Genomic DNA, 21604 nt, shown 5'->3' with positions numbered 1-21604 from the left:
TGGTAACTTCGCGCCGTCCCATTAAAGGACGGTTTTTTTATGGTTAATATCAATGGAAATCTATTTCCGGAATCTGCCCTAACTCTTGCATTAAACAATCGTGGTCTAAATTACGGCGATGCAGTATTTGAAACTATACGTACCTTAAATGGTAAAATCTTCTTTTGGGAAGATCATTATTTCCGAATGATGTCCTCGATGCGGATTCTAAGAATGGAAATTCCTATGAACTTTACTATGGAATTTTTGGAATCTGAAATTCTCAGGACATTGGAAACTTCGGTGGAAAAAAACAGCTCATTTCGAGTCAAAATTCTTGTTTGGCGAAAAGAGGGAGGTAAATATACCCCTGCTTCCCGGGAAATTGAATACGCCATTTCATTAGAAAAACTGGATCATCCATTTTATATCTTAAAAGATTCAGCTTGTGAAGTGGAACTGTTTAAAGATTATTTTATTTCTTCCGGTCTGCTTTCCACTATAAAATCCAACAATAGACTTATAAACATCCTGGGCAGCATTTATGCTGAAGAGAATGCGTACGACAATTGCTTTTTGCTAAATGAACACAAACAAATAGTAGAAGCGCTAAATGGTAATGTGTTTTTAGTCTCTGGAAATACGGTAAAAACCCCGCCTCTTTCCGACGGTTGTTTGAATGGGATTATGAGAAAACAACTGATTGCGATTATGAATACCTTGCCAGAATTTGTGATGGTAGAAGAATCTATATCACCTTTTGAATTACAAAAAGCAGACGAGATTTATATAACCAATGTTATTTCGGGAATTGTACCAATAACAAAATATCGTAAGAAGGAATATGGCAATGATTTAGGAAAAATCTTACTTCCGAAAATAAATTTGCGGGCGGGAATGAATTAGTTGAGTGCGGGATTTTCGGGAGCGTTGGACCATAAGAGATAATCTCCTCCAAATTCCATCATCTTTTCTTTCCAGAAATTGACATCTGTTTTACCAATTATAGTGTCGTTGTAGTTGTTTGGTGCTACTACCCAGCTATTTATTTCGAGTTCGCGCTCCAACTGGTTGCTTTCCCAACCTGAATATCCTAGAAAGAAACGGATTTGGTTCTTTTTAAGCTTGTTCTCCTTGAGTAAATCCAAAATAGCGTTGAAATCCCCGCCCCAATAGATTCCGTTTGAAATTTCGATACTATTTGGTATTATATGTGGGATACAGTGAATAAAATATAAGTTATCCTGTTCTACCGGACCACCATTGTAAACGGGCAGGTTAGAATTAATCTCAGGAACATAATCTTTCAATTTATAGGGGAGGGGTTTGTTCAGAATAAAACCCACTGAGCCCGTCTCATTGTATTCCGCTAATAGTACTACGGAACGATTAAAGGATACATCACCGATAATAGAGGGTTCGGCGACCAGTAAAAGTCCTTTTGCAGGGTTTAATATGGTCATAATTTCTTTTTGATAAATTAAAACTAAGGATTAAATTTTAAAATGCCAAAAATTTATACAAATGAAATTAAAATTACTTTTAATGAAATAAAAATCTAAAAACAAAGGCCGCTTCCTCAAATATTTTGTAAAAACAAAAAATCCTTCTTGAAAAAGAAGGATTTTTACAGTGATAAAATATTGATAATATTTAGTTTACACTGTTTTGTAATTCTGATCCAGCTTTAAATTTAACCACATTTTTTGCGGCTATTTTAATGGTTTCCCCAGTTTGTGGGTTTCTACCATCACGAGATGCTCTTTTTGATACTGACCAAGATCCAAATCCTACGAGAGATACTCTATTTCCACTCTTTAGGGATTTTTCAACGTTGCCCAAGAAAGACTCTAGTGCTTTCTTAGCAGCAGCTTTAGTAATTCCGGCATCTGCTGCCATTGCATCGATTAAATCTGATTTGTTCATAATTCTTCTAAATTAAATTGTTGGTTAAACTTCGATTAATTGCTCTACAAATTTATAAGGATTATCGGTTCAAGCAAGAAACGGCGCATTAAATAGAGGATTTTGTTAATAACTTCGAGCATTTGTTAATAAACCTAACTCCGTTAGGGCGGAATTTACCGAAATCAATGCTGACAAGGGTTTAGACAAGTTTCGCATCCTCACCGAATGAATAACCGTTCAAAAGTGAAAAAATGTCCATTCTGCGTTTTCCGGGCAATTGAATTTCATCAATTAAAATATATCCATCTGAACATGCCACCTTAAGCTCTTTTTTTGAAGACTGCACAATTCCGGGCTTCAGTTTATGATCTTCTTTCGTAAAATGTGCAGCATAGATTTTAGTCTTGAGGTCCTCTCCATTATTTTTAAGAATGGTCCAAGCTACTGGATAGGGAGTTAGGCCCCTTATAAAGGAATCTATTTCATCTACGGTCTTATTCCAATCAATTCTAGTATTTTCTGGAGTGAGTTTGGGTGCTTCCTTATTATCGGCATCCCTAGGCTGCTTTTTGGGTACTACCGAACCACTCTCTATCAATTTTAAGGTTTCAACAACTAAATCCGCTCCCGCTACCATAAGTTTATTATGGAGGCTTCCGGCAGTTTCATGGATTTCGATTGCAACTTCCTTATTCATTATAATTGCACCTGTATCAATTTTTTCATCGATAAAGAAGGTGGTAACCCCAGTTTTTTCCTCACCATTAATAATAGCCCAATTTATGGGTGCCGCACCTCTATATTGAGGTAGGAGTGAAGCGTGAAGATTAAAAGTTCCATATTTTGGCATTTGCCATACTTCCTTTGGAAGCATTCTGAAGGCAACTACTACTTGGAGATTGGCTTCTAATTCCTCCAATTCTTTTAGAAAAGCGCCATCCTTTAAATTGGTTGGCTGTAAGACTTTTAAGTTATGGGAAAGGGCAAACTCCTTTACAGCGGACGTCATTACTTTTCTTCCACGGCCTGCAGGCTTGTCGGGAGCCGTGATCACTCCAACAATTTGTGATCCCGTATTTACCATTTTCTCTAGTACTCCCACGGCAAAGTCGGGAGTTCCCATAAATACAATTCTTAAATCTTTGGACATTCTTTTTAAATTAAATAAAATTGATTCTTAGGAGTCATACCAATTCTTTCGGCATCCATCAACAATCGAATTACTTTTAGGGTATGCTCTTCGGCAAAATTAAGTCTTTCTGAGATTTCCCTTGATGATAAATCGCGGCCTTCCAATAATGCTAGTATATGATTTGCAATTTCTCTGGTTTCGTTTCTTGACAACTTGGAAGTGCCGCCAATGCATACTGAGCATATCCCACATTTGGTTGCCGTAGTTTCACCGAAATAAGAGACCAATTGTATGCTTCGACAAATATCATTGTTCTCAATGTACCGCAACATGGAATTCACCTGAAGGACTTTTTTTCGGTTTAAAGCTTCCACCTCGCGTGACACTACGTTAATTGTTTTATCGTCTTCCCGAGGCAATAGAAAAGTTAGGAGTGCATCAGTGGTCTGGAGCATCATTTCCAAAACGTGATCCCTTTCCATCTTTTTAAGGGCGGAAATAACCCTTTCAATAGATTGTCCGGTTTTTGAAGCAATCAAATCCAGATTTATCGAGGTTGGCATCTCAAATATTCCCCCATATATTCGGAGAATTGTCTTTCCAATTATTGAGGTTGCCATATCTTTTTCAAAATAATATAATAATTTTTCAGAGGAAACTAGAAATTGCATGGTCGATTTTCTCCCAAATTCCTGGGATAACTGAATAATTCCCAAACGGTCAAAACTGTTTAAGGCATTATAGGCTAAAATAGAATTAAGGCCATACATCCTACAGAATTCAGAAAAGCTAAAATTGTGCTTGGTGAATTCCCCTTCACCATAAGGTATTTGAAAATAATTGTTGAGATGACGGTATATCTTTTTAAGATCATTGGTGTTTGGTAAGGATTCTATAAACTGCTTCTTTACATATATTTTATCATATTCATTGAATAGTAAAACTGCGGTGGCATACTCACCGTCACGACCTGCGCGCCCCGACTCTTGAAAATAGCTTTCCGTGCTTTCTGGTATTTGCAGATGGACTACAAACCGTACATTGGGATGGTCTATGCCCATTCCAAAGGCATTTGTTGCCACCATTGTGGAAACTTGGCCGCCACGCCACGATTTCAGTTTTTCGGCTTTTTCCTTGGTCGATAATCCGCCGTGATAATGTGTTGCAGAAATTCCCAAAGTATTCAGCTGGTCACTTACTTCTACAGAACTTTTCCTACTTCTTACGTAAACAATGGCCGATCCGGAATTGTTTTTCAAAAGTTTTTCCGCCCGATACAATTTGTCCTCCGCCTTATAAACCTGATAGGAGAGATTTTCTCTAACAAAAGAGTTTTTGAAAATAGCTGGAAGTTCCAGGTTTAGTTCTGCAATGGTGTCCTCTAAAACCTCTAAAGTTGCCGTGGCCGTGAGTGCAATAATGGGCACCAAGGGATGGATTTTTCTTAATAGTGAAATGTTTTTATATGCCGGCCTAAAATCATTTCCCCATTGCGAAATGCAGTGGGCTTCGTCCACAGCAATAAGATTGACTTTCATCTGCCGTATGTAATTTTGGACTATTTCCTGCTGCAGCCTTTCAGGTGACAGGTAAAGGAACTTATAATTGCCATAAAGGGCGTTGTCCAAGCTAGTATTTAATTCGTCAAAGGAAATTCCTCCGGTAATTTTTAAAGCCTTAATTCCCCTTTCCTTTAGAGCATTAACCTGATCTCCCATTAATGCTACAAGGGGTGAAATTACGATGCAAATGCCTTCCATAGTCATTGCCGGAACTTGGAAACACAGAGACTTGCCACCACCCGTGGGAAGTAGGGCCACGGTGTCCTTACCGTTCAGAACGGAGGTTATTATTCTTTCCTGCATAGGCTTGAAAGAAGGATATCCCCAATATTCAAGCAGGATGTCTCTAATAGGTTTCAAGGCGTATGTTTAAGAAAATCGAGTATAAAATCGGCTCTTTCCTTCAATGTGCCAAAGGGTACATTGTGAACCTTGTAACCATAGCCCTTATAACTCTCCCCAAGGAAATGAAAAATCTTTTCAGCCTGTTCAAAAGACTCGTAACGTTCATTATCCTGCTCATATATTTTTTCCCACGGAGGAAGGATGAATATGCTATCGTATCTATATTTCTCACAGGTATTGGAAAAATTTACGGGATAATGGATATTTAAAAAATCCATATAGGCCGTAACATCAGGCATTCCACGATCGTAAAAAAGGATAGGTGCGGTAAAGTTTTCAGCTTCATGAAATTGCTTCAATCTTTCTTCCAACAGTTTTTTACTAAAAAGAATTGGATTCGTCAAAAACAATTGGTCTATTCCTAGTCTTTGAGCTTCCAAAGTAACCTCACGGGAAACTTCGTGAAGAACAAAATGCTTCTTTTGCTCCAAAAACTTAATCAATGATGTTTTCCCGGAACCCGGTCCGCCGGTAATTACGATTCGTTTTGTATCCAAAAGTTAACTGTTTAAGAATTTGAAGCAAAAAAATAAAATAATGATCATATCCCAAAATCTTGGAACGGGAAATAAAATTATATATAGATCGATTCAAAATAACTCTATAAGGGAATTCCGAAGTTTCATTTACGCCGGACGTTCCGAAATGCGATATATTTTCGCTTCTTCAGAACAAGAAAAAGTATTGAATCGAAAAATGTAAACGGTTTTTAATAATAAAAGAATATATGCCAAGGACACTTCCTTAAAAATATCCAAAAAAATGGTCAAAATAGAAATTTATACAAAGTAAGTAAATTAAAATCGATGCTGAAAGTGTATATTTGTATCCACAAAGCCAAAACTTTTAATGGAACAAGACGAGAAAACAAAAGAGTTCTATGAACGACTCAAAAAACAGTTAGCGGAGGATACCACTTGGCCATCTCCTTATCTCTTCAAATTTATTGTTCCGGCAGAACTTGAAAAGATTGCAGAAATTCAATCTATATTCGATGGTCTTAACGCTGAAATAAATACACGGGATTCCGCTAAAGGAAATTATACGAGTGTTTCTATAATGGTGGTTATGGACTCTCCCGAACAGATTGTAAAAAAATATATTGAAGTTTCCAGCGTCGAGGGCGTGATTTCTTTATAATTTTATTATTTTGCAGCAGTTAAGGAACTTTTCTTCTTCCTTATTTAATATAACTTCTCCAACTCCAATAACTATAAAATTTTGACACACGAAGTAGGACAATTGAATTATAACCTAGAATACAATACTGAACGGCCCCATTTAAACATTCCCGAGTACGGACGTCATATACAGAAAATGGTAGATTATGCCGTGGCCTTGGAAGATCGTGAGGAGCGGAACAAAACAGTTAAGGGTATTATAGCGGTTATGGGAAATCTAAACCCGCATTTGCGCGATGTGCCCGATTTTCAACATATGCTCTGGGACCAGCTTTTTATTATATCCGATTTTAAACTAGACGTGGACTCTCCATTTCCTATTCCCTCAAAGGAGGAACTTGCGGGAAGACCTGATCCTTTAGGGTATCCACAGAACTTTCCGAAATATCGCTTTTATGGCAATAATATAAAGCGCATGATAGACGTGGCAAACAGTTGGGAGGATGGTGATAAGAAGGATGGTTTGATTCTTACCATTGCAAACCATATGAAAAAGTGTTTCCTAAACTGGAATAAAGATACCGTAGAGGATGATGTTATTTTTAAACACCTTCACGAGCTCTCTGGAGGAAAAATAAACTTGATGAATGCCGACGAGGATTTGAGCGATGCTACGGATTTAATGAAGACCAAAAAGCGTTTTGCCACCAATACCAGTAAAAAAGGGCATAAGTCCAGTAGCAGTAACCGAGGACGTAAACGTCACTAAGATTTCAAAAAATATTTATGGGAACTTTTCAAATTGAGGGTGGACACAGCCTTAAAGGGGAAATTATACCCCAAGGAGCTAAAAATGAGGCTCTTCAGATACTCTGTGCGGTATTATTAACTTCTGAAAGAGTTGTTATTGAGAATATTCCAGATATTCTCGACGTAAATAAATTAATTTCCATACTCGAGAATCTTGGAGTAAAAATCCAAAAGCTTGGAAAGGGAAAGTTTGCATTTATCGCAGACGATATCAATCTGGACTATATGGAATCTGAAGCTTTTAAAGTGGACGGAAGTTCGCTAAGGGGATCGATTATGATTGTAGGTCCTCTGCTGGCAAGATTCGGCAAAGGGTATATTCCGCGTCCTGGTGGTGATAAGATTGGTAGGAGAAGGTTGGATACCCACTTTCAGGGATTTATTAATCTTGGGGCCCAATTTCGCTACAACAAGAAAGAACGTTTTTACGGAGTTGAAGCACCCGATGGATTGCACGGAGCATACATGCTTTTGGATCAAGCATCGGTAACGGGAACCGCCAATATAATTATGGCGGCTGTTCTTGCTAAGGGAATCACGACAATATATAATGCTGCCTGCGAACCGTACATTCAGCAACTTTGTAAAATGCTCAATTCTATGGGTGCCAATATTACCGGAGTAGGATCAAACCTATTGGTAATTGAAGGTGTAAAAGAACTTCATGGTTGTTCCCATCGCATTTTGCCCGATATGATCGAGATAGGAAGTTGGATCGGTCTCGCCGCCATGACCCAAAGCGAAATAACTATTAAGGATGTTAGTTGGGAAAACCTGGGGCTTATTCCTGAAACTTTCCGAAAACTCGGAATTACACTCAATAAAAAAGGAGATGATATCCATATCCCTGCTCACCAAGAATATGAAATTCAGGGCTATATAGATGGTTCTATCTTAACCATTGCAGATGCTCCTTGGCCTGGTTTTACTCCAGATCTTTTGAGTATTGTTTTGGTAATGTGCACCCAAGCAAAGGGAAGTGTTCTAATACATCAAAAAATGTTTGAGAGTCGGTTGTTCTTTGTGGATAAGTTGATCGATATGGGAGCGAAGATTATTCTTTGCGATCCACATAGAGCTACGGTAATCGGGCACAACTTCCAATCCAATTTAAGGGCGACCACTATGGTCTCTCCAGATATCAGAGCGGGAATCTCATTGTTAATCGCGGCACTATCTGCGGAAGGACATAGTACTATCCATAATATTGAGCAGATTGATCGGGGATATGAAAATATTGTGGAAAGACTTCAGGCCATTGGAGCCAAGATTACTAGAACCGAGCCGTAAGCTTATTTAAACCTTCCTGTTTTTATTGATTTCGTCCTGTAGCTTTCTCCGAAGTTTTTGTTCGCGTTCCAAACTATTTCGACGGTGGTCCTCAAGTTCTATTTCCATTTCTGCCATTTTCAACTGCGCGGCATTCGTGACCTTGTGACTGTTTAAAAATCTATAAAACAATATCCCGCCTATAATTAACAAGAGTAAGATTATAGACCACATAATAGCATTGTAAGTTGATTTGGAGGTAAGGATGCCAAACATCTGGATTCCATCTTCCTTCTCTTTTGAATCGGCAAGTTTTTCTTGGGTATCCTTTAAAGATTTGCTTAAGGAATCTATTTCTTGCCTTTGAAGTTTCAGATCACTTTGTTGGGAGGCAATTCTTTTATCCAGATTTGAAACTGAATCGAGAATATTTCTTTTCAGTGTAGCGAGTTGGGTTTTCTTTATAACCTTATATTCTTGATAACTATTGCTTTTGTCAAAAGCATCGATCATTTGATTATTTAAGGTGTTTTTATGTACTTGGATGGAATCCTGGGCCGTCAAAGTCAGGGAAAATAAAAAGAGTGGTAGGACAAAAGTCAAAATCTTCTTCATAGTATCTGTTTGATGTCATTAAACTGTGCAAGAGTAGCAAAATTGTGCAGGGTGGCATAAATTTATATCTTCTTTAGAATTTTTTTAACACTGCCCAAATGTTTCAAGGGGAGATACTAAGCAAGTGCAGCCTTATAAACTTTAAGACATCGCTCTCGCGCTTCCTTGTGCTCAACCATTTTTTCAGGATATTTTTCTGTACCCAATTCAGGGATCCATTCTTTGATATATTGGTGGTCCTTATCAAATTTTACAATTTGCGTTGTTGGATTAAAGATTCGGAAATAGGGAGCTGCATCCACACCACTTCCAGCTGCCCATTGCCAATTTCCAACATTGCTGGACATTTCATAATCCAATAATTTTTCAGCAAAATAGGCTTCGCCCCAGCGCCAATCAATTAAAAGATGTTTGCAAAGAAAACTTGCCGCTACCATCCGTACACGATTGTGCATATAACCCGTGGTATTTAATTGGCGCATTCCGGCATCAATCAATGGATAACCGGTTTTGCCCTGCCTCCATTTTTCAAAATCGCTTTCGTTATTTCGCCATTCAATCCTGTCGTATTGTTTTTTGAAAGCTTCTTGCCCTGTATGGGGAAAATGCCACAAAATCTGCATAAAAAATTCGCGCCATATAAGTTCCTGCCAAAACACTTCATTGTACGCCGAAATAGCCTTTTGCATAACTTGGCGGATACCAACGGTGCCGAAACGAAGATGAGGACCTAAATGCGAAGTGGCGTCTTTTGCTGGATAGTCCCGTTTATTATTATATTCCGAAATAAGATTCTCGCTAATATCAAACGGCGGAACTTTAATTTCAGATTCCTGAAATCCCATTTGCTCTAGTGAAAGATTAGGGAGTTTTTGTTTTTTAAAAAGATTGCCTAAAAAGGGTTTCGAATTATATTTTTTAAACCCTTTAAGCATGGCGAAATTTTGTTTCCAAAGTTTCATATAAGGTGTATAGACTATATAGGGATCGCCGTCGTTTTTGACAATTTCTTCTTTTTCAAAAATCACTTGGTCCTTATAAGTAGTAAAGCCTATATTCTTGGTGGAGAGAAGTTTTTCAATTTGGTTATCTCTTTTTCTCGCGTAAGGCTCATAATCTCGGTTACAGATAACGTGCTGTACATTATAATGAGAAACAATCTCTTTTATTACATCTTCTGGCCTCCCGTAAAAAAGAGCCACGCCACTACCGTAATTTGATAGTTCATGATTTATCTTTTGAATAGTCTGATAAATAAAACTTACCCTAGCATCGGTTTTTGGAAGTTCGTCCAGTATTTCAGAATCAAAAATAAAAATGGGTAGTAGGGGAAGTTTTCCTTGAAGCGCTTTATGAAATCCTACGTTGTCTTCTAAACGCAGATCCCTCCGGAACCAAAAGACATTGGTTTTTTCTTTCAAATTGCTAGGATTTTAGAGAATATAAAAAGTTTCAATTAACTTGTTTTTACAATATTCAAAAATTTGATCAGGTATTGGTCAATCGAAAAAGGACAAAACAATTTCCGAGCATCCCAAATGAAAATTTGTAATGTAATAGGTCTTCAATTTAGACTCCACCTTCAATTTCCCTGATGAAATGTTTATGGTGCCAAAAAGAATAGGGCCCAAATCGCTGCTCATCAACGAAATATTGATGATGCATACAATGGTTAATTTCGGTGACCCATTTGGTCTTAAATCCCATAAGAGGGGTTACGATGTATTCGGTAATTTGACCCTCGAACATCAGACGATCGCCTCCATGAAAATCAAACCTATATAATCGGGGTAATAATCTTAAGAGTGCTTGATTATAAAAAAAAGACCAAGCATCCTCCAGCGAAATAGATAATTTCTGTTTAGCCCAAGATTATATGTTTTCATACAGCGAACTACTTACTGCGAAAAGAAAGTTTTCTGTTCATTTGAAGAAGCCTGTAGGTACGAATCTCCTTAGCCCGTTTTTGGGTAGCGGAAGCGAATAATTTTTGAATTGCCTTAATCATAACAAAAGTTTTTATTTAAAGATAGTTTGTTTAATCATATCTATATTAATATAAACAAATTATTAACGATTTTAGGTGTAAATTTGATTCATTATATTTACATCCAACTTGCAAAAGTCACGGGTCATTCATATTTAATATTTCATTAACCATTTGGACCGTGCCAAATAGTAATTTCGTAAAAAATCTAAAACCCTAACAATGAAAAGAATTATTATGTTTTTCTCGGCCCTAAGTTTGACTTTCGGTCTACAGGCTCAAATTCAAACCCCACAGGCAAGCCCATCGCAAAAGATCGAACAAAAGGTTGGACTTACGGACGTAAGCCTGGAATATTCCCGTCCATCAATGAAGGGAAGATCGATATATGGAAACCTCGTTCCTTTTGACAAAATATGGCGAACAGGGGCAAATGCCAATACCAAAGTAACCTTTAGTGACGATGTAGAAATAGGTAACACAGCAGTAAAGGCGGGAACTTATGCCATATTCACCAAACCTGGAGCTTCAAATTGGGATGTGTATTTCTATACGGATACCAATAATTGGGGAGCGCCAGAAAAATGGGACGATTCAAAAGTTGCTGCAAAAGTGAACGTTCCTACAGCGTTAATTACTGTTCCCGTAGAGACTTTCACTATAACTATTGATGATTTAAAAAACGACTCAGCAACCTTGGGTATCCATTGGGATAAAACCTATGTCGGGGTTCCAATTAAATTTAATACCGATAAAATTGTTTCTGCGAGTATAAATCGTGCAATGAACGGCCCAACGGCAGGTGATTATTACGCTGCAGCCGTTTATTATTTTGAAGCCGATAAAGATATGAAGCAATCAAAGGAATGGATCGATAAAGCTATGGAGATGACCAAGGAGCCAGCATTCTATCAATTGCGTCAAAAGTCCTTGATTTACGCTAAGGCAGGTGATAAGAAAGGTGCAATTGCTGCGGCCAAGGAATCACTGAAACTAGCAAAAGAAAAAGGCAATGATGATTACGTAGCATTAAATACAAAATCATTGAAAGAGTGGGGAGCCATGTAATCAATTGGTTATTTCCTATTATAATTTTTCAAAGACCGTTGCCATTGGCAACGGTCTTTGACATTTTAAATACAAAGGGTAGTGACTATTAGTTAACACCATTTTGGTGGGAAATCCTTAAAACAAAAAACCTCCAGTTAAAGAACTGAAGGCTTTATTTAAATGGGAATTTTATAATCTATTTTAATGCTACTGCTGGATTAAGTTCCGTAAGAATCTTATTTAGGGTTTTGCTCGGACGCATTATTTCATAAACCAATTTTTCGGTAGGTGCATAATAACCTCCAATATCCACAGAATGGCCTTGGGCATCTATAAGCTCTTTATTGATTTGATCTTCTTTTTCTCTCAATTCTTTTGCAATGGGAGTGAAGGTCTTTTTCAATTCTTGATCTTTATCCTGATTTGCTAAAGCTTCTGCCCAATACATTGCGAGGTAGAAATGGCTTCCACGGTTGTCGATTTCTTTTGCGTTTCTTGATGGAGATTTGCTGTTGTCTAAATATTTCTCGGTTGCTTTATCCAGCGCATCAGCCAATACAAGAGCTTTTGGATTGTTATACTTAGTTCCTAAATGTTCTAATGAAACTCCAAGTGCCAAGAACTCACCCAAAGAATCCCAACGCAAGTGGTTCTCTTCCATGAACTGCTCCATATGTTTTGGGGCGGAACCTCCCGCTCCGGTTTCAAACATTCCGCCACCATCCATCAACGGAACGATGGAAAGCATTTTTGCACTGGTTCCCAATTCTAGGATAGGGAAGAGGTCCGTCAAATAATCCCTAAGTACGTTTCCGGTAACCGAGATAGTATCCTTTCCTGCTTTAACACGCTCCAAAGTATATTCAGTAGCATCTTCCGGAGAAAGGATTTTTATATCCAAACCTTCTGTATTGTGCTCAGGAAGATATTTGTTTACTTTTTTTATGAGTTCGGCATCGTGGGCCCTGTTTTTATCTAACCAAAAAACCGCAGGATCTCCAGTTGCACGGGCACGTTCTACAGCGAGTTTTATCCAATCTTGGATGGGCAGATCTTTTGCCTGGCACATTCTCCATATATCGCCCTTTTCAACCTTGTGCTCTATAATCGTTTTTCCAGAGGCATTTAAAACTTCAACTTTGCCATCTGCAGGAATTTCAAATGTTTTATCGTGACTGCCGTATTCCTCTGCTTTTTGGGCCATAAGTCCAACGTTGGGCGTAGTTCCCATTGTTGCGGGATCAAAAGCACCGTGTTTCTTACAGAACTCGATAGTTTTTTCATAAACTCCGGCGTAACTACTATCTGGAATTACTGCTTTTGTGTCGTGGGATTTGCCATCAGCTCCCCACATCTGTCCCGAATTCCGAATCATCGCTGGCATTGATGCATCTACGATCACGTCGCTTGGAACGTGAAGGTTGGTAATACCTTTATCACTATCGACCATTGCCAAGTCTGGATTCTCATCCATTATCTTTGCAATATCCGAAAGGATTGCATTTCTTTTATCATCTGATAGTTCAGTTAATTTCTTTTCTAATACGGCCAAACCATTGTTGGCATTTATTCCTAATTCTTTAAAAGTATCGGCGTATTTTTCAAATAGGTCGGCAAAATAAACCTTTACTGCGTATCCAAAAATAATTGGATCACTCACCTTCATCATAGTGGCTTTTAGGTGTATGGAGAACAAAACTTTTTTATCCTTTGCATCCTTAACTTGCTCCTCTAAAAATGAAACCAAAGCTTTTTTGCTCAACACGGTGGCATCAATGATTTCGCCCTTTAAAACTTTTAATCCTTCCTTTAAAACTATTTTATTTCCGCTATTTTCAACCAGAACAATGCTTAAGGTATCATCGGAATCCATTGTAAGGGATTTTTCATTGTGAAAGAAGTCTCCGTGATCCATTGTGGAAACGTGTGATTTGCTATCAGATTTCCATTCGCCCATTCTATGCGGATGTTTTTTAGCGTAATTTTTTACAGCCTTTGGAGCGCGTCTATCGCTGTTTCCCTCACGAAGAACCGGGTTTACGGCACTTCCTTTTATTTTGTCATATCTTAATTGAATCTCTTTCTCCTCATCATTTTCAGGATCGACCGGATAATCTGGGAGCTTATAACCCTTTTTTTGAAGCTCGGCAATAGCGGAGTTCAACTGTGGAAGGGACGCACTGATATTCGGCAATTTTATGATGTTGGCCTCTGGAGTTTTGGCAAGTTGCCCGAGTTCGGCTAAATCATCGCTTACGCGTTGGTCTTCGGAAAGATATTCTGGAAACAACGCCAATATTCTTGCTGACAAAGAAATGTCACGGCTTTCGACCTTAACATTGGCTGGAGCGGTAAAAGCTTTTATAATTGGTAAAAATGAATGAGTGGCCAAAGCAGGAGATTCGTCTGTTTTGGTGTATATAATTTTTGAAGAATTTGCCATAAAATCTATTTTTTTAGGTAAGATATTCAGTTTGTATTAATGTAGTTTTAAAGGACTGCAAAGATAATGATTTGAAAGGGTATTTAAAAGAGAAGCTAGTCCTTAAATAGGGGGATTGCGGAGGGGTTAAGCTTTGATGAAAACAAAAGTCCAAAAACAAGAAAAGCCATATCACTGTATTAGATACATTGTGATATGGCTCCTTGTAGTGTAAATCGTTACCAACCATCTCGAAAGAATCGGGATCAAGGCAAGTAGATTAATTTTCTTGCGGTTGTGATTTCACTTACACGGGTTTCGTTTTTAAATTCGGCATCAACAATGAAGTTTATGCTTCGTTTAAAACTTACCCAAAACTTTTTAATCTCGATAAAATAGATCAGAAGATCTTTTATCTCAAACGATTAAAAAAGTTTGAAAAGTGATTTCTTTTTATCTTTTTAAATCTGGAAGCTAACAATCATTCGAGCGTTAGTATCATAGACAATTTAAAAAAATAATGTAAAAGAACGTCCCTTTTTTTAATCAAATTGGTTTTTCAACCGTTTTGATACTGCTAATATAAGACGGATTTTCAAATGCGCAAGGGTTTCTAGCCAAGTAAAAATCAACGGTTTGCCAACATAGCTTATCAACAATTGTTAATAAAAAAAGCCCTGCGATTACAGGGCTTTTCAGAGTTTTCAACAAAGCATAAACTAGTTACGCTTTTCTTTGATTCTGGCTTTTCTTCCAGTAAGACCTCTAAAGTAATAAATACGTGCTCTACGAACGCTACCTCTTTTATTAACTTCAACTTTTTGAAGCGCTGGCATATTAAGTGGAAAAATACGTTCCACTCCAATAGTACCGCTCATTTTTCTTATTGTAAAGGTTTTGGTAAGCCCAGTTCCTTTTACTTGGATGACCACGCCACGGAAAAACTGTGTACGGGTTTTTTCGCCTTCGCGGATTTCATAATACACGGTAATTGTGTCTCCTGCACCAAATTCAGGGAAATCTTTTTTGGTGACAAATTCGTTTTCAACAAATTTTACTAACTCTTCCATTTTATTGAGTTGATAAGGTTTAAATTAAAACAACATTCACGGTTTTCGCCAGAGGTTGGATTAAGTGGGTGCAAAAGTAAGTAATTTATGTTATTGAACAAGAAAAAGTTTGAATTGTTGTATGGGAAATATTCTATAGATTTTAAAGGAACCAGACTACAATAATCAGGAGCCAAGAGACAAGAACCAAGAGCAAGAACAGAGAAGAGAGAACAGGAAACTTGAAACCTGCAGCGAGATACCTGAAATCGGGAACTTAAGCTAGAAAGCATTATCCGGTAAATCTATAAAATGAGTAGAAGAACCACAAAACAAGACTAAATTTTATTGATCCATTCTGAAATATCATGTAGTACCGCGGGGGAAAAGGTTTGTTCTATTTGGCCATATTCTTGAACGGTTCCTTTTTCGCACTCCTGGAAAAGATGGTTTAGGTTTGGATAGGAATTTAAGGTGAATCTTTTGGATGGAAATTTCTGGGCAATATCTCTTAAAGCTTCAAAATTTTCCTTGGCTGGCACCTGTAAATCCTTTTCTCCATTTAATGCCAGTAGGGGAACGTCCAAGTTTTCAAGAGCAGCTGTAGGATTATACCTAATAAGGCTACTTAACCAAGGGCTCGAATAAGAATTTACAATTAATTGTTTGTAGTAAGCCTCAGATAATCCGTGCTCAGAAACGAATTTTGGATTATCAAGAAAATATTGGATTGTGTATTTTTCTAAATCTTCCTTTAGGGAACCTGCTGTAGACTTTTGGATGGTAGCCATTATTCCCGTGTCAAAATCAATTTCCTTGACTATATATTCTTCGGAAGATCCCATTGTCCGTAACTGCATCTCTTTTTGAAGTATTAACAAATCACCCATGGGAATCATTACTCCGGCTAGAGAAACTACAAATGCCACGTCGCTATTTTTAGCAGCTATAATAGGAGCAATGATCCCACCTTCGCTATGGCCGATCAATCCGATTTTTTCGAGGTTAATTTCCTTTCTTGTTTTTAGATAATCTATTGCCGCGACAACGTCCTGACCAAAATCAAAGGTGGTGCTGGTTGCGAAATCCCCTGTTGATCCGCCAACTCCTCTATCGTCATAACGAAGAACGGCAATTCCTTTATTCGATAGATAATCAGCAATGACCCAAAATGGTTTGTGATTAAAAATTTCTTCATTTCTATCTTGGGGGCCACTTCCGGTAATTAGGATTACGGCGGGAAAATTACTCCCAGATTCAGGATATGTAAAGGTTCCCGCTAAAGTTACGCTGTCCTTTATATTGAAAAAGGAAACATTTTCTACTTTATAATTAAATGGCGGTTCTGGGGTTTGTGGACGGTTATTTTGGGAGTAAATTCCAGTGGACAGCGTTATCAAAATAATTAGAGCAACCGATTTCTTGAATTTTATATAGGAATATACTACGGGAACCAAAACGATAATTCCCGTAAAAATATAGAAAATGGTAAGAGCTGTTTCTTGGTCAAAAATAAAACAAGAGATGATTATCACCAGACCGCCACCGACCCATAATTTGCCTGCGAGTCTATGTGTACTCTTCCATACATCTTCATTTTCCAAGGTCCAAGGTGTACGGATTCCCACAAAATAATTTGGTTTTATAGTCCGGAAGTAATTACCGAGCAAGACGAAAAAAGCGCCTATAATCATAAATAAATAGTTTGGATTTCCTAAAGATTGCTCTTTGACTGAATAAAGAATAAAAGTGAAAAGCACCGCAATGAACAGTCCCGTGATCAATCTAATAGCATAGAACTTATTCCCCATCGCCTCCATCCGTTTTTTGGGATCTATTAAAGGAATAAATAAAAAGAGAGCATATAAAAAAATGGGCAACAGGCCAATTATAAATAATTCCCCTTTGCTACCATATCGGTCTATTTCTCCTTGAAGATTCCAATGTAGCGGAACTTCGTTGGGTAGAGCTTTCCAAATGTAACCCATAAAAGAAATGGGCAAAACTGAAAGTAGGAGTAGGGGCAGTTCTTTTTTAAGATTGAAATTCATAATTATTGTTTTTTGAGGGTTAGTAGCCAAGAAAAAACTTCGTCTAAAATGGTGGTGTTGATTGAATAATTTATGAATTGTCCATTTTTTTCTCCTACAATTAGATCTGCACGCTGCAAAATATCCAAATGGTGGGAAATGCTGGGCTTTGAAATAATAAAGTTGTCCGCAATTTCACCGGCGGTCATATCCCTTTTTTTCAATAGTTCCAAAATCTCCCGACGAGTTTCATCATTTAATGCTTTGAAAATATCTTTCATCGCTTGTTTAGGTATTTAGACAAATATCTAAATATAAATTGGATCAGCAACTTTTTTTATTTAAAAGTTGCTGACGAGGTTATTTATTAAGCGATAATTATTTTTGCGAAGCGATCCAAGAGTCGATTTTTTTTTCTAGTAATTGCAGAGGAATGCAGCCAGTTTCCAAAATTTGATTGTGGAATTCCGCTATTTTAAATTTGTCGCCAAGCACCTTTTCGGCTTTATGGCGGAGTTCCAAGATTTTTAACTGACCTATTTTATACGACAAAGCTTGACCTGGGTTGGCCATATATCGTTCTATTTCAGAAATGATTCCTGCTTCTGGCTCTGATTCGTTTTCCAAACAATATTGAATAGCATCCTCTCGAGTCCATCCCTTAGAGTGGATTCCTGTATCCACAACAAGCCGGACGGCACGGTGCATTTCCGCACCCAACATTCCGAAGTATTGATAGGGATCTGTGTAGAGTCCGAGTTCTTTTCCGAGAGATTCGCAATAAAGTGCCCAACCTTCTCCATAACCGCTGTAAAATAAAGTTTTGCGGAACATTGGGAGCTCATCATTTTCCTGTGTTAGGGAGATTTGATAATGATGCCCCGGAATTGCTTCATGTAAAAACAGGGATTCGTCACTATAATTATTGTATTCGTTAGCATCTGGGATCGGAACATAAAATATCCCCGGTCTTGTGCCATCCAAACTTCCAGGATTATATTCGGCGCTAGCGGATTTTTCACGGAATTTCTCTGTTTGTCTTACCTCAAACGGGGTTTTGGGCATATGGTCGAAAAGAACTTTCAATTGGGGTTTCATTGTTTCATGAATTTGAGCAAAATGGTCCAGGATCTGCTGCGGTTCATTATAGGGCATCAATTCTTTATTTGTGCGTACAAATTCGAAAAATTCCTTTAAATCCCCTTTAAAACCAATTTGATTCTTGACTTTTTCCATTTCTGATGAAATTCGGGCCACCTCACTCAAACCCAGTTTATGAATTTCATCTGGGGTCATCTCTGTAGTTGTGTAGAGCTTTATTTGGTGTTTATAATAATCATCACCTTGTGGGGTGTCCTCAATACCTGACGTGGTTCTTCCCGCCTTCATATAATCCCCCGACATAAATGTGTATAAACTTTCATACGTAGGAATTATTTTTTCTGAAACCATTTCAGAATATTCCTGTGTGATCTTTTGCTTGTCTTCTTCCGATAAATTATCCGGAAGATTCTTAATCGGAGAGAAGAATAAATTCCTATCCAGATCAGTTTCTGTCATTGGCTTTAGTTGGGGCACAATTTTTACAATCAATGATTTTGGCAATACATAACCTTCGGCCATTCCTTCTTTCATTCTTTTTTCGGCACTTTTAAGCCATACCACAAAACCGTCCAAACGCTCTAGCCAATTTCTATAATCCTCAAAGGTTTTAAAGGGTTGTGCGCTTTTGCCACTTGCCAATTGGCCCATTAACAGGTTTATTGACCACATTTGGTCGATAGGAAAATATAAATGGTTTTTAAATTCAAGAGCCTCCAAATTGATATTACATTCCCAAATCAAAACCTCTCTGCTCATCTTTTCTGTCCCACTTAAAGTGGAATCCTCATATTTTAACGCTTCTTCTCTAAAATTTTTATAAAAACTTTTCTGCTCCGCGATATATTCATCGGACAGGAAATTTGGAAACCGATTATTATAGCGGGCGTCGCCTGCAAACGTGGCGTTGATTGGATTTAATTCCAATCCTTTTTCATAGTAATTTTCCAAAGTTCGGTTGAAATCGGCGTTCATTGCGATGTTGGTTTTGGGATTCTCTTTTTCTTTGTTTTCATTTTTACAAGCCGAAAAGATTGTAACGGCACAAAACATTAATAAAATGTGTAAACTCTTCATGTAAAATTTGGTTTTGATTGTTGTGAGGATGGTTATAAAATAGAACGAAATTTATTCTAATAAATCGGGGCGTCTTTCTTCCGTACGCTTATAAGCTTGATCTTCACGCCATTCTTCAATTTTAGGAGTATTGCCACTGGTCAAAATTTCTGGAACGGTCCATCCTTTGTATTCCGCAGGACGGGTATAAATAGGAGGTGCCAATAAATTGTCCTGAAAGGAATCGGTCAAGGCGCTGGTTTCATCGCCCAAAACTCCTGGAATTAAACGAATTATAGCATCGCAGACCAGAGCTGCTGCTAATTCGCCACCGCTTAAAACAAAATCACCCACAGAGATTTCACGAGTAATAAAATGATCGCGGACCCGTTGGTCCACACCTTTGTAATGGCCGCAAAGAATGATTATATTTTCCTTTAAGGAAAGTTCATTGGCGGTCTTTTGATTGAAGGTTTTTCCATCGGGCGTCATATAAATAACCTCGTCATAATCCCTTTGGCTTTTAAGATCGCTAATACATTTATCAATAGGCTCAATCATCATAACCATGCCAGCGCCTCCGCCAAATTGGTAATCGTCTATTTGCTTGTAGGCATTTGTGGAATAATCACGTAGGTTATGAGTGTGCACTTCCACTAGTCCTTTTTCAATGGCACGTTTTAAAATGGACGCCTCAAAAGGGCTTTGAAGGAGTTCGGGAAGAACGGTAATTATATCTATTCGCATTATCCAATCTTTGAAAAAGGTTAATTATACAATAAATCTCAAAATGAAATCCGACGCTTTCAAAAATACGGATTAAGCACCAATCATCCCTTTTTTGGGCGGAGTTCTTTTTTTCGTTTGGCTTTCTGCTCCTGGAGTTGTTTTTGTAGTTCTTTCCTACTAAGGGGAGTTTTTTTAACGGTATTCTCCGCAATTATTTTCTCGTTAAAGACTTGGATCCAACTTTGGTTAAAGGAATCTATAATTGTGGCCCAAGTTCCCATTTCTGAATGACCAAGCCCAGTTTCTACGGAGATCTTGGTTGTCAATGGTTCGGAGCCAGTATGTTTTAAAATGTCACTAAAAAGAAGAACAAAACCTTGCCAAAGGTTTTCGGTAAAATCATCCTCAGTTTTAATTACTTCGGAATTATTAATTATGGGTTTGATGTATCCTTTAAAGTTGGCCTTGCTTATATCAGCTTCCCCCATGATATCCATTTTTCCTTTTGCAAAATAAAAACCTCCATAAGTACTTGTAAAACTATTCAAAGCCTCGATGTCTGCGTTTTCAAGAGAGAATGACAGATCCATTTCCGGAATTTCTTTTTGAAGGTTCATATTTCCTTCCAGATGAAACTTGCCATTTCCATTTGAGATGCCGTTGACTTCGATAGGCGAGGGGAGGATACGCTCTTTTTCTATAACTGATTGTAAGTTGGTAGCAGACAAGGTTAAATCCTGAAGACCCAAAAACTTTTCGGGATGCAATGATGATGGTATAAACAACACTTTTCCAGAATGAATTTCAATTTGGTTGATGTCTAAAGGCACTAATTTTGTCCAAACGTTTTTCCAATCTTTGGTTTGCGTTTTATTGTCGATATCTTTCCAATCTTCAAGAACATAGGTTAGTTCCGCATTCTGAATTTGAATTTTGCTGGCTAACTTTCCTTCCTTAAGTGCTTCCCAGTCAAATGCAATTAAAATGTGAGGTAATTTGATATACGGAATTTCTGTTTTTGCAGAATCTTTTTTCAGGGTCATACCCTTAATAGAGTATGTTCCGTTAAAAATAGATACGTCGATGTCTGATACTTGACCCTGATATCCGGGAAGTTCGGCTAGGGTTTTATTAACCTTATTCTCAATCCAAAATGGTAAAAAAAGTCTGAAGGCAATAAAAAGGTGAAGGATTATTGCCGGAATGTAATAGCGCTTTCTCTTAAACCACTTCGCTTTGCTATAATTTATAGGTTTTTTTCCCTCAGACATAATGCAATTTATCATTGGGACAAATTTGATTGAAACCTTGATAATCTAGGGTTAACAAAGTCATAAATCAATTAGCCTTCTTAGTAGAGATTGGTACAGGAAATATTG

Annotated in this window: 19 protein-coding genes; 5 read left to right on the top strand and 14 right to left on the bottom strand. The window is 37.7% G+C overall.

The window, feature by feature from the left end:
* Nucleotides 1-39: 39 nt before the first annotated feature.
* Nucleotides 40-885: an aminotransferase class IV gene (locus EI546_RS03240; RefSeq protein WP_128249198.1), complete on the top strand. Its 846-nt coding sequence runs from the start codon at nucleotides 40-42 to the stop codon at nucleotides 883-885.
* On the opposite strand, the gene EI546_RS03235 is transcribed toward EI546_RS03240, so the two are convergent.
* From EI546_RS03235 to EI546_RS03215, 5 genes are all read right to left on the bottom strand, one after another.
* The gene (locus EI546_RS03235) at nucleotides 882-1442 is read right to left on the bottom strand and encodes a YqgE/AlgH family protein (RefSeq protein WP_128249197.1); all 561 of its coding nucleotides are present in this window, start codon (nucleotides 1440-1442) and stop codon (nucleotides 882-884) included. The two genes, EI546_RS03240 and EI546_RS03235, sit on opposite strands and share 4 nt — an antisense overlap.
* Before the next feature lie 190 nt (nucleotides 1443-1632).
* Nucleotides 1633-1905 (bottom strand): HU family DNA-binding protein, encoded by a 273-nt coding sequence (locus tag EI546_RS03230; protein WP_128249196.1) that lies wholly within the window; start codon nucleotides 1903-1905, stop codon nucleotides 1633-1635.
* 181 nt (nucleotides 1906-2086) lie between these two features.
* Nucleotides 2087-3037 (bottom strand): methionyl-tRNA formyltransferase, encoded by a 951-nt coding sequence (gene fmt, locus EI546_RS03225; protein WP_128249195.1) that lies wholly within the window; start codon nucleotides 3035-3037, stop codon nucleotides 2087-2089.
* A gap of 5 nt (nucleotides 3038-3042) precedes the next feature.
* Nucleotides 3043-4941, bottom strand: coding sequence for a RecQ family ATP-dependent DNA helicase (locus EI546_RS03220; RefSeq protein WP_128249194.1), 1899 nt, complete (start codon nucleotides 4939-4941; stop codon nucleotides 3043-3045).
* Nucleotides 4938-5483, bottom strand: a complete 546-nt coding sequence (locus EI546_RS03215) for an AAA family ATPase (RefSeq protein ID WP_128249193.1) — start codon at nucleotides 5481-5483, stop codon at nucleotides 4938-4940. The genes EI546_RS03220 and EI546_RS03215 overlap by 4 nt, the downstream gene beginning before the upstream one ends.
* Before the next feature lie 352 nt (nucleotides 5484-5835).
* On the opposite strand from EI546_RS03215, the gene EI546_RS03210 reads away from it, so the two are divergent.
* From EI546_RS03210 to murA, 3 genes are all read left to right on the top strand, one after another.
* Nucleotides 5836-6126, top strand: a complete 291-nt coding sequence (locus EI546_RS03210) for a DUF493 family protein (RefSeq protein ID WP_128249192.1) — start codon at nucleotides 5836-5838, stop codon at nucleotides 6124-6126.
* 81 nt (nucleotides 6127-6207) lie between these two features.
* Nucleotides 6208-6876 carry a DUF4290 domain-containing protein gene (locus tag EI546_RS03205; RefSeq protein WP_410198314.1) on the top strand — a complete coding sequence of 223 codons (669 nt, stop codon included), beginning with the start codon at nucleotides 6208-6210 and terminating at the stop codon, nucleotides 6874-6876.
* Nucleotides 6877-6893: 17 nt separating this feature from the next.
* Entirely contained in the window at nucleotides 6894-8207 is a 1314-nt protein-coding gene (gene murA, locus EI546_RS03200) for a UDP-N-acetylglucosamine 1-carboxyvinyltransferase (RefSeq protein ID WP_128249191.1), read from the top strand.
* A 6-nt stretch (nucleotides 8208-8213) separates the two neighbouring features.
* On the opposite strand, the gene EI546_RS03195 is transcribed toward murA, so the two are convergent.
* Both EI546_RS03195 and EI546_RS03190 read right to left on the bottom strand, forming a co-directional pair.
* Nucleotides 8214-8801, bottom strand: a complete 588-nt coding sequence (locus tag EI546_RS03195; RefSeq protein WP_128249190.1) for a hypothetical protein — start codon at nucleotides 8799-8801, stop codon at nucleotides 8214-8216.
* 116 nt (nucleotides 8802-8917) lie between these two features.
* On the bottom strand, nucleotides 8918-10222 hold the full coding sequence (locus EI546_RS03190) for a cryptochrome/photolyase family protein (RefSeq protein WP_128249189.1): 1305 nt from the start codon (nucleotides 10220-10222) through the stop codon (nucleotides 8918-8920).
* 788 nt (nucleotides 10223-11010) lie between these two features.
* On the opposite strand from EI546_RS03190, the gene EI546_RS03180 reads away from it, so the two are divergent.
* Nucleotides 11011-11856: a DUF2911 domain-containing protein gene (locus tag EI546_RS03180; protein ID WP_128249188.1), complete on the top strand. Its 846-nt coding sequence runs from the start codon at nucleotides 11011-11013 to the stop codon at nucleotides 11854-11856.
* 178 nt (nucleotides 11857-12034) lie between these two features.
* On the opposite strand, the gene EI546_RS03175 is transcribed toward EI546_RS03180, so the two are convergent.
* The 7 genes from EI546_RS03175 to EI546_RS03145 all read right to left on the bottom strand — a co-directional run bounded on the left by EI546_RS03175 (nucleotide 12035) and on the right by EI546_RS03145 (nucleotide 21511).
* Nucleotides 12035-14281: an NADP-dependent isocitrate dehydrogenase gene (locus EI546_RS03175; RefSeq protein WP_128249187.1), complete on the bottom strand. Its 2247-nt coding sequence runs from the start codon at nucleotides 14279-14281 to the stop codon at nucleotides 12035-12037.
* A 698-nt stretch (nucleotides 14282-14979) separates the two neighbouring features.
* The gene (gene rplS, locus EI546_RS03170) at nucleotides 14980-15330 is read right to left on the bottom strand and encodes a 50S ribosomal protein L19 (protein ID WP_128249186.1); all 351 of its coding nucleotides are present in this window, start codon (nucleotides 15328-15330) and stop codon (nucleotides 14980-14982) included.
* Nucleotides 15331-15647: 317 nt separating this feature from the next.
* The gene (locus tag EI546_RS16115) at nucleotides 15648-17360 is read right to left on the bottom strand and encodes an alpha/beta fold hydrolase (RefSeq protein ID WP_164905155.1); all 1713 of its coding nucleotides are present in this window, start codon (nucleotides 17358-17360) and stop codon (nucleotides 15648-15650) included.
* Nucleotides 17361-17362: 2 nt separating this feature from the next.
* A complete protein-coding gene (locus tag EI546_RS03160) occupies nucleotides 17363-17620 on the bottom strand; it encodes an autorepressor SdpR family transcription factor (RefSeq protein WP_128249185.1) in 258 nt (85 codons plus the stop codon).
* Between the two features lie 97 nt (nucleotides 17621-17717).
* On the bottom strand, nucleotides 17718-19517 hold the full coding sequence (locus EI546_RS03155) for a DUF885 domain-containing protein (RefSeq protein WP_128249184.1): 1800 nt from the start codon (nucleotides 19515-19517) through the stop codon (nucleotides 17718-17720).
* A gap of 51 nt (nucleotides 19518-19568) precedes the next feature.
* Complete coding sequence (trmD, locus tag EI546_RS03150) at nucleotides 19569-20243, bottom strand: tRNA (guanosine(37)-N1)-methyltransferase TrmD (RefSeq protein WP_128249183.1); 675 nt, start codon at nucleotides 20241-20243, stop codon at nucleotides 19569-19571.
* Between the two features lie 83 nt (nucleotides 20244-20326).
* The gene (locus tag EI546_RS03145; RefSeq protein WP_128249182.1) at nucleotides 20327-21511 is read right to left on the bottom strand and encodes a DUF748 domain-containing protein; all 1185 of its coding nucleotides are present in this window, start codon (nucleotides 21509-21511) and stop codon (nucleotides 20327-20329) included.
* Nucleotides 21512-21604: the final 93 nt, after the last annotated feature.

Origin of the sequence: Aequorivita sp. H23M31 (genome assembly GCF_004022485.1) — a bacterium.
GTDB lineage: Bacteria > Bacteroidota > Bacteroidia > Flavobacteriales > Flavobacteriaceae > Aequorivita > Aequorivita ciconiae.
This window is presented reverse-complemented; position numbering and strand designations above follow the sequence as displayed.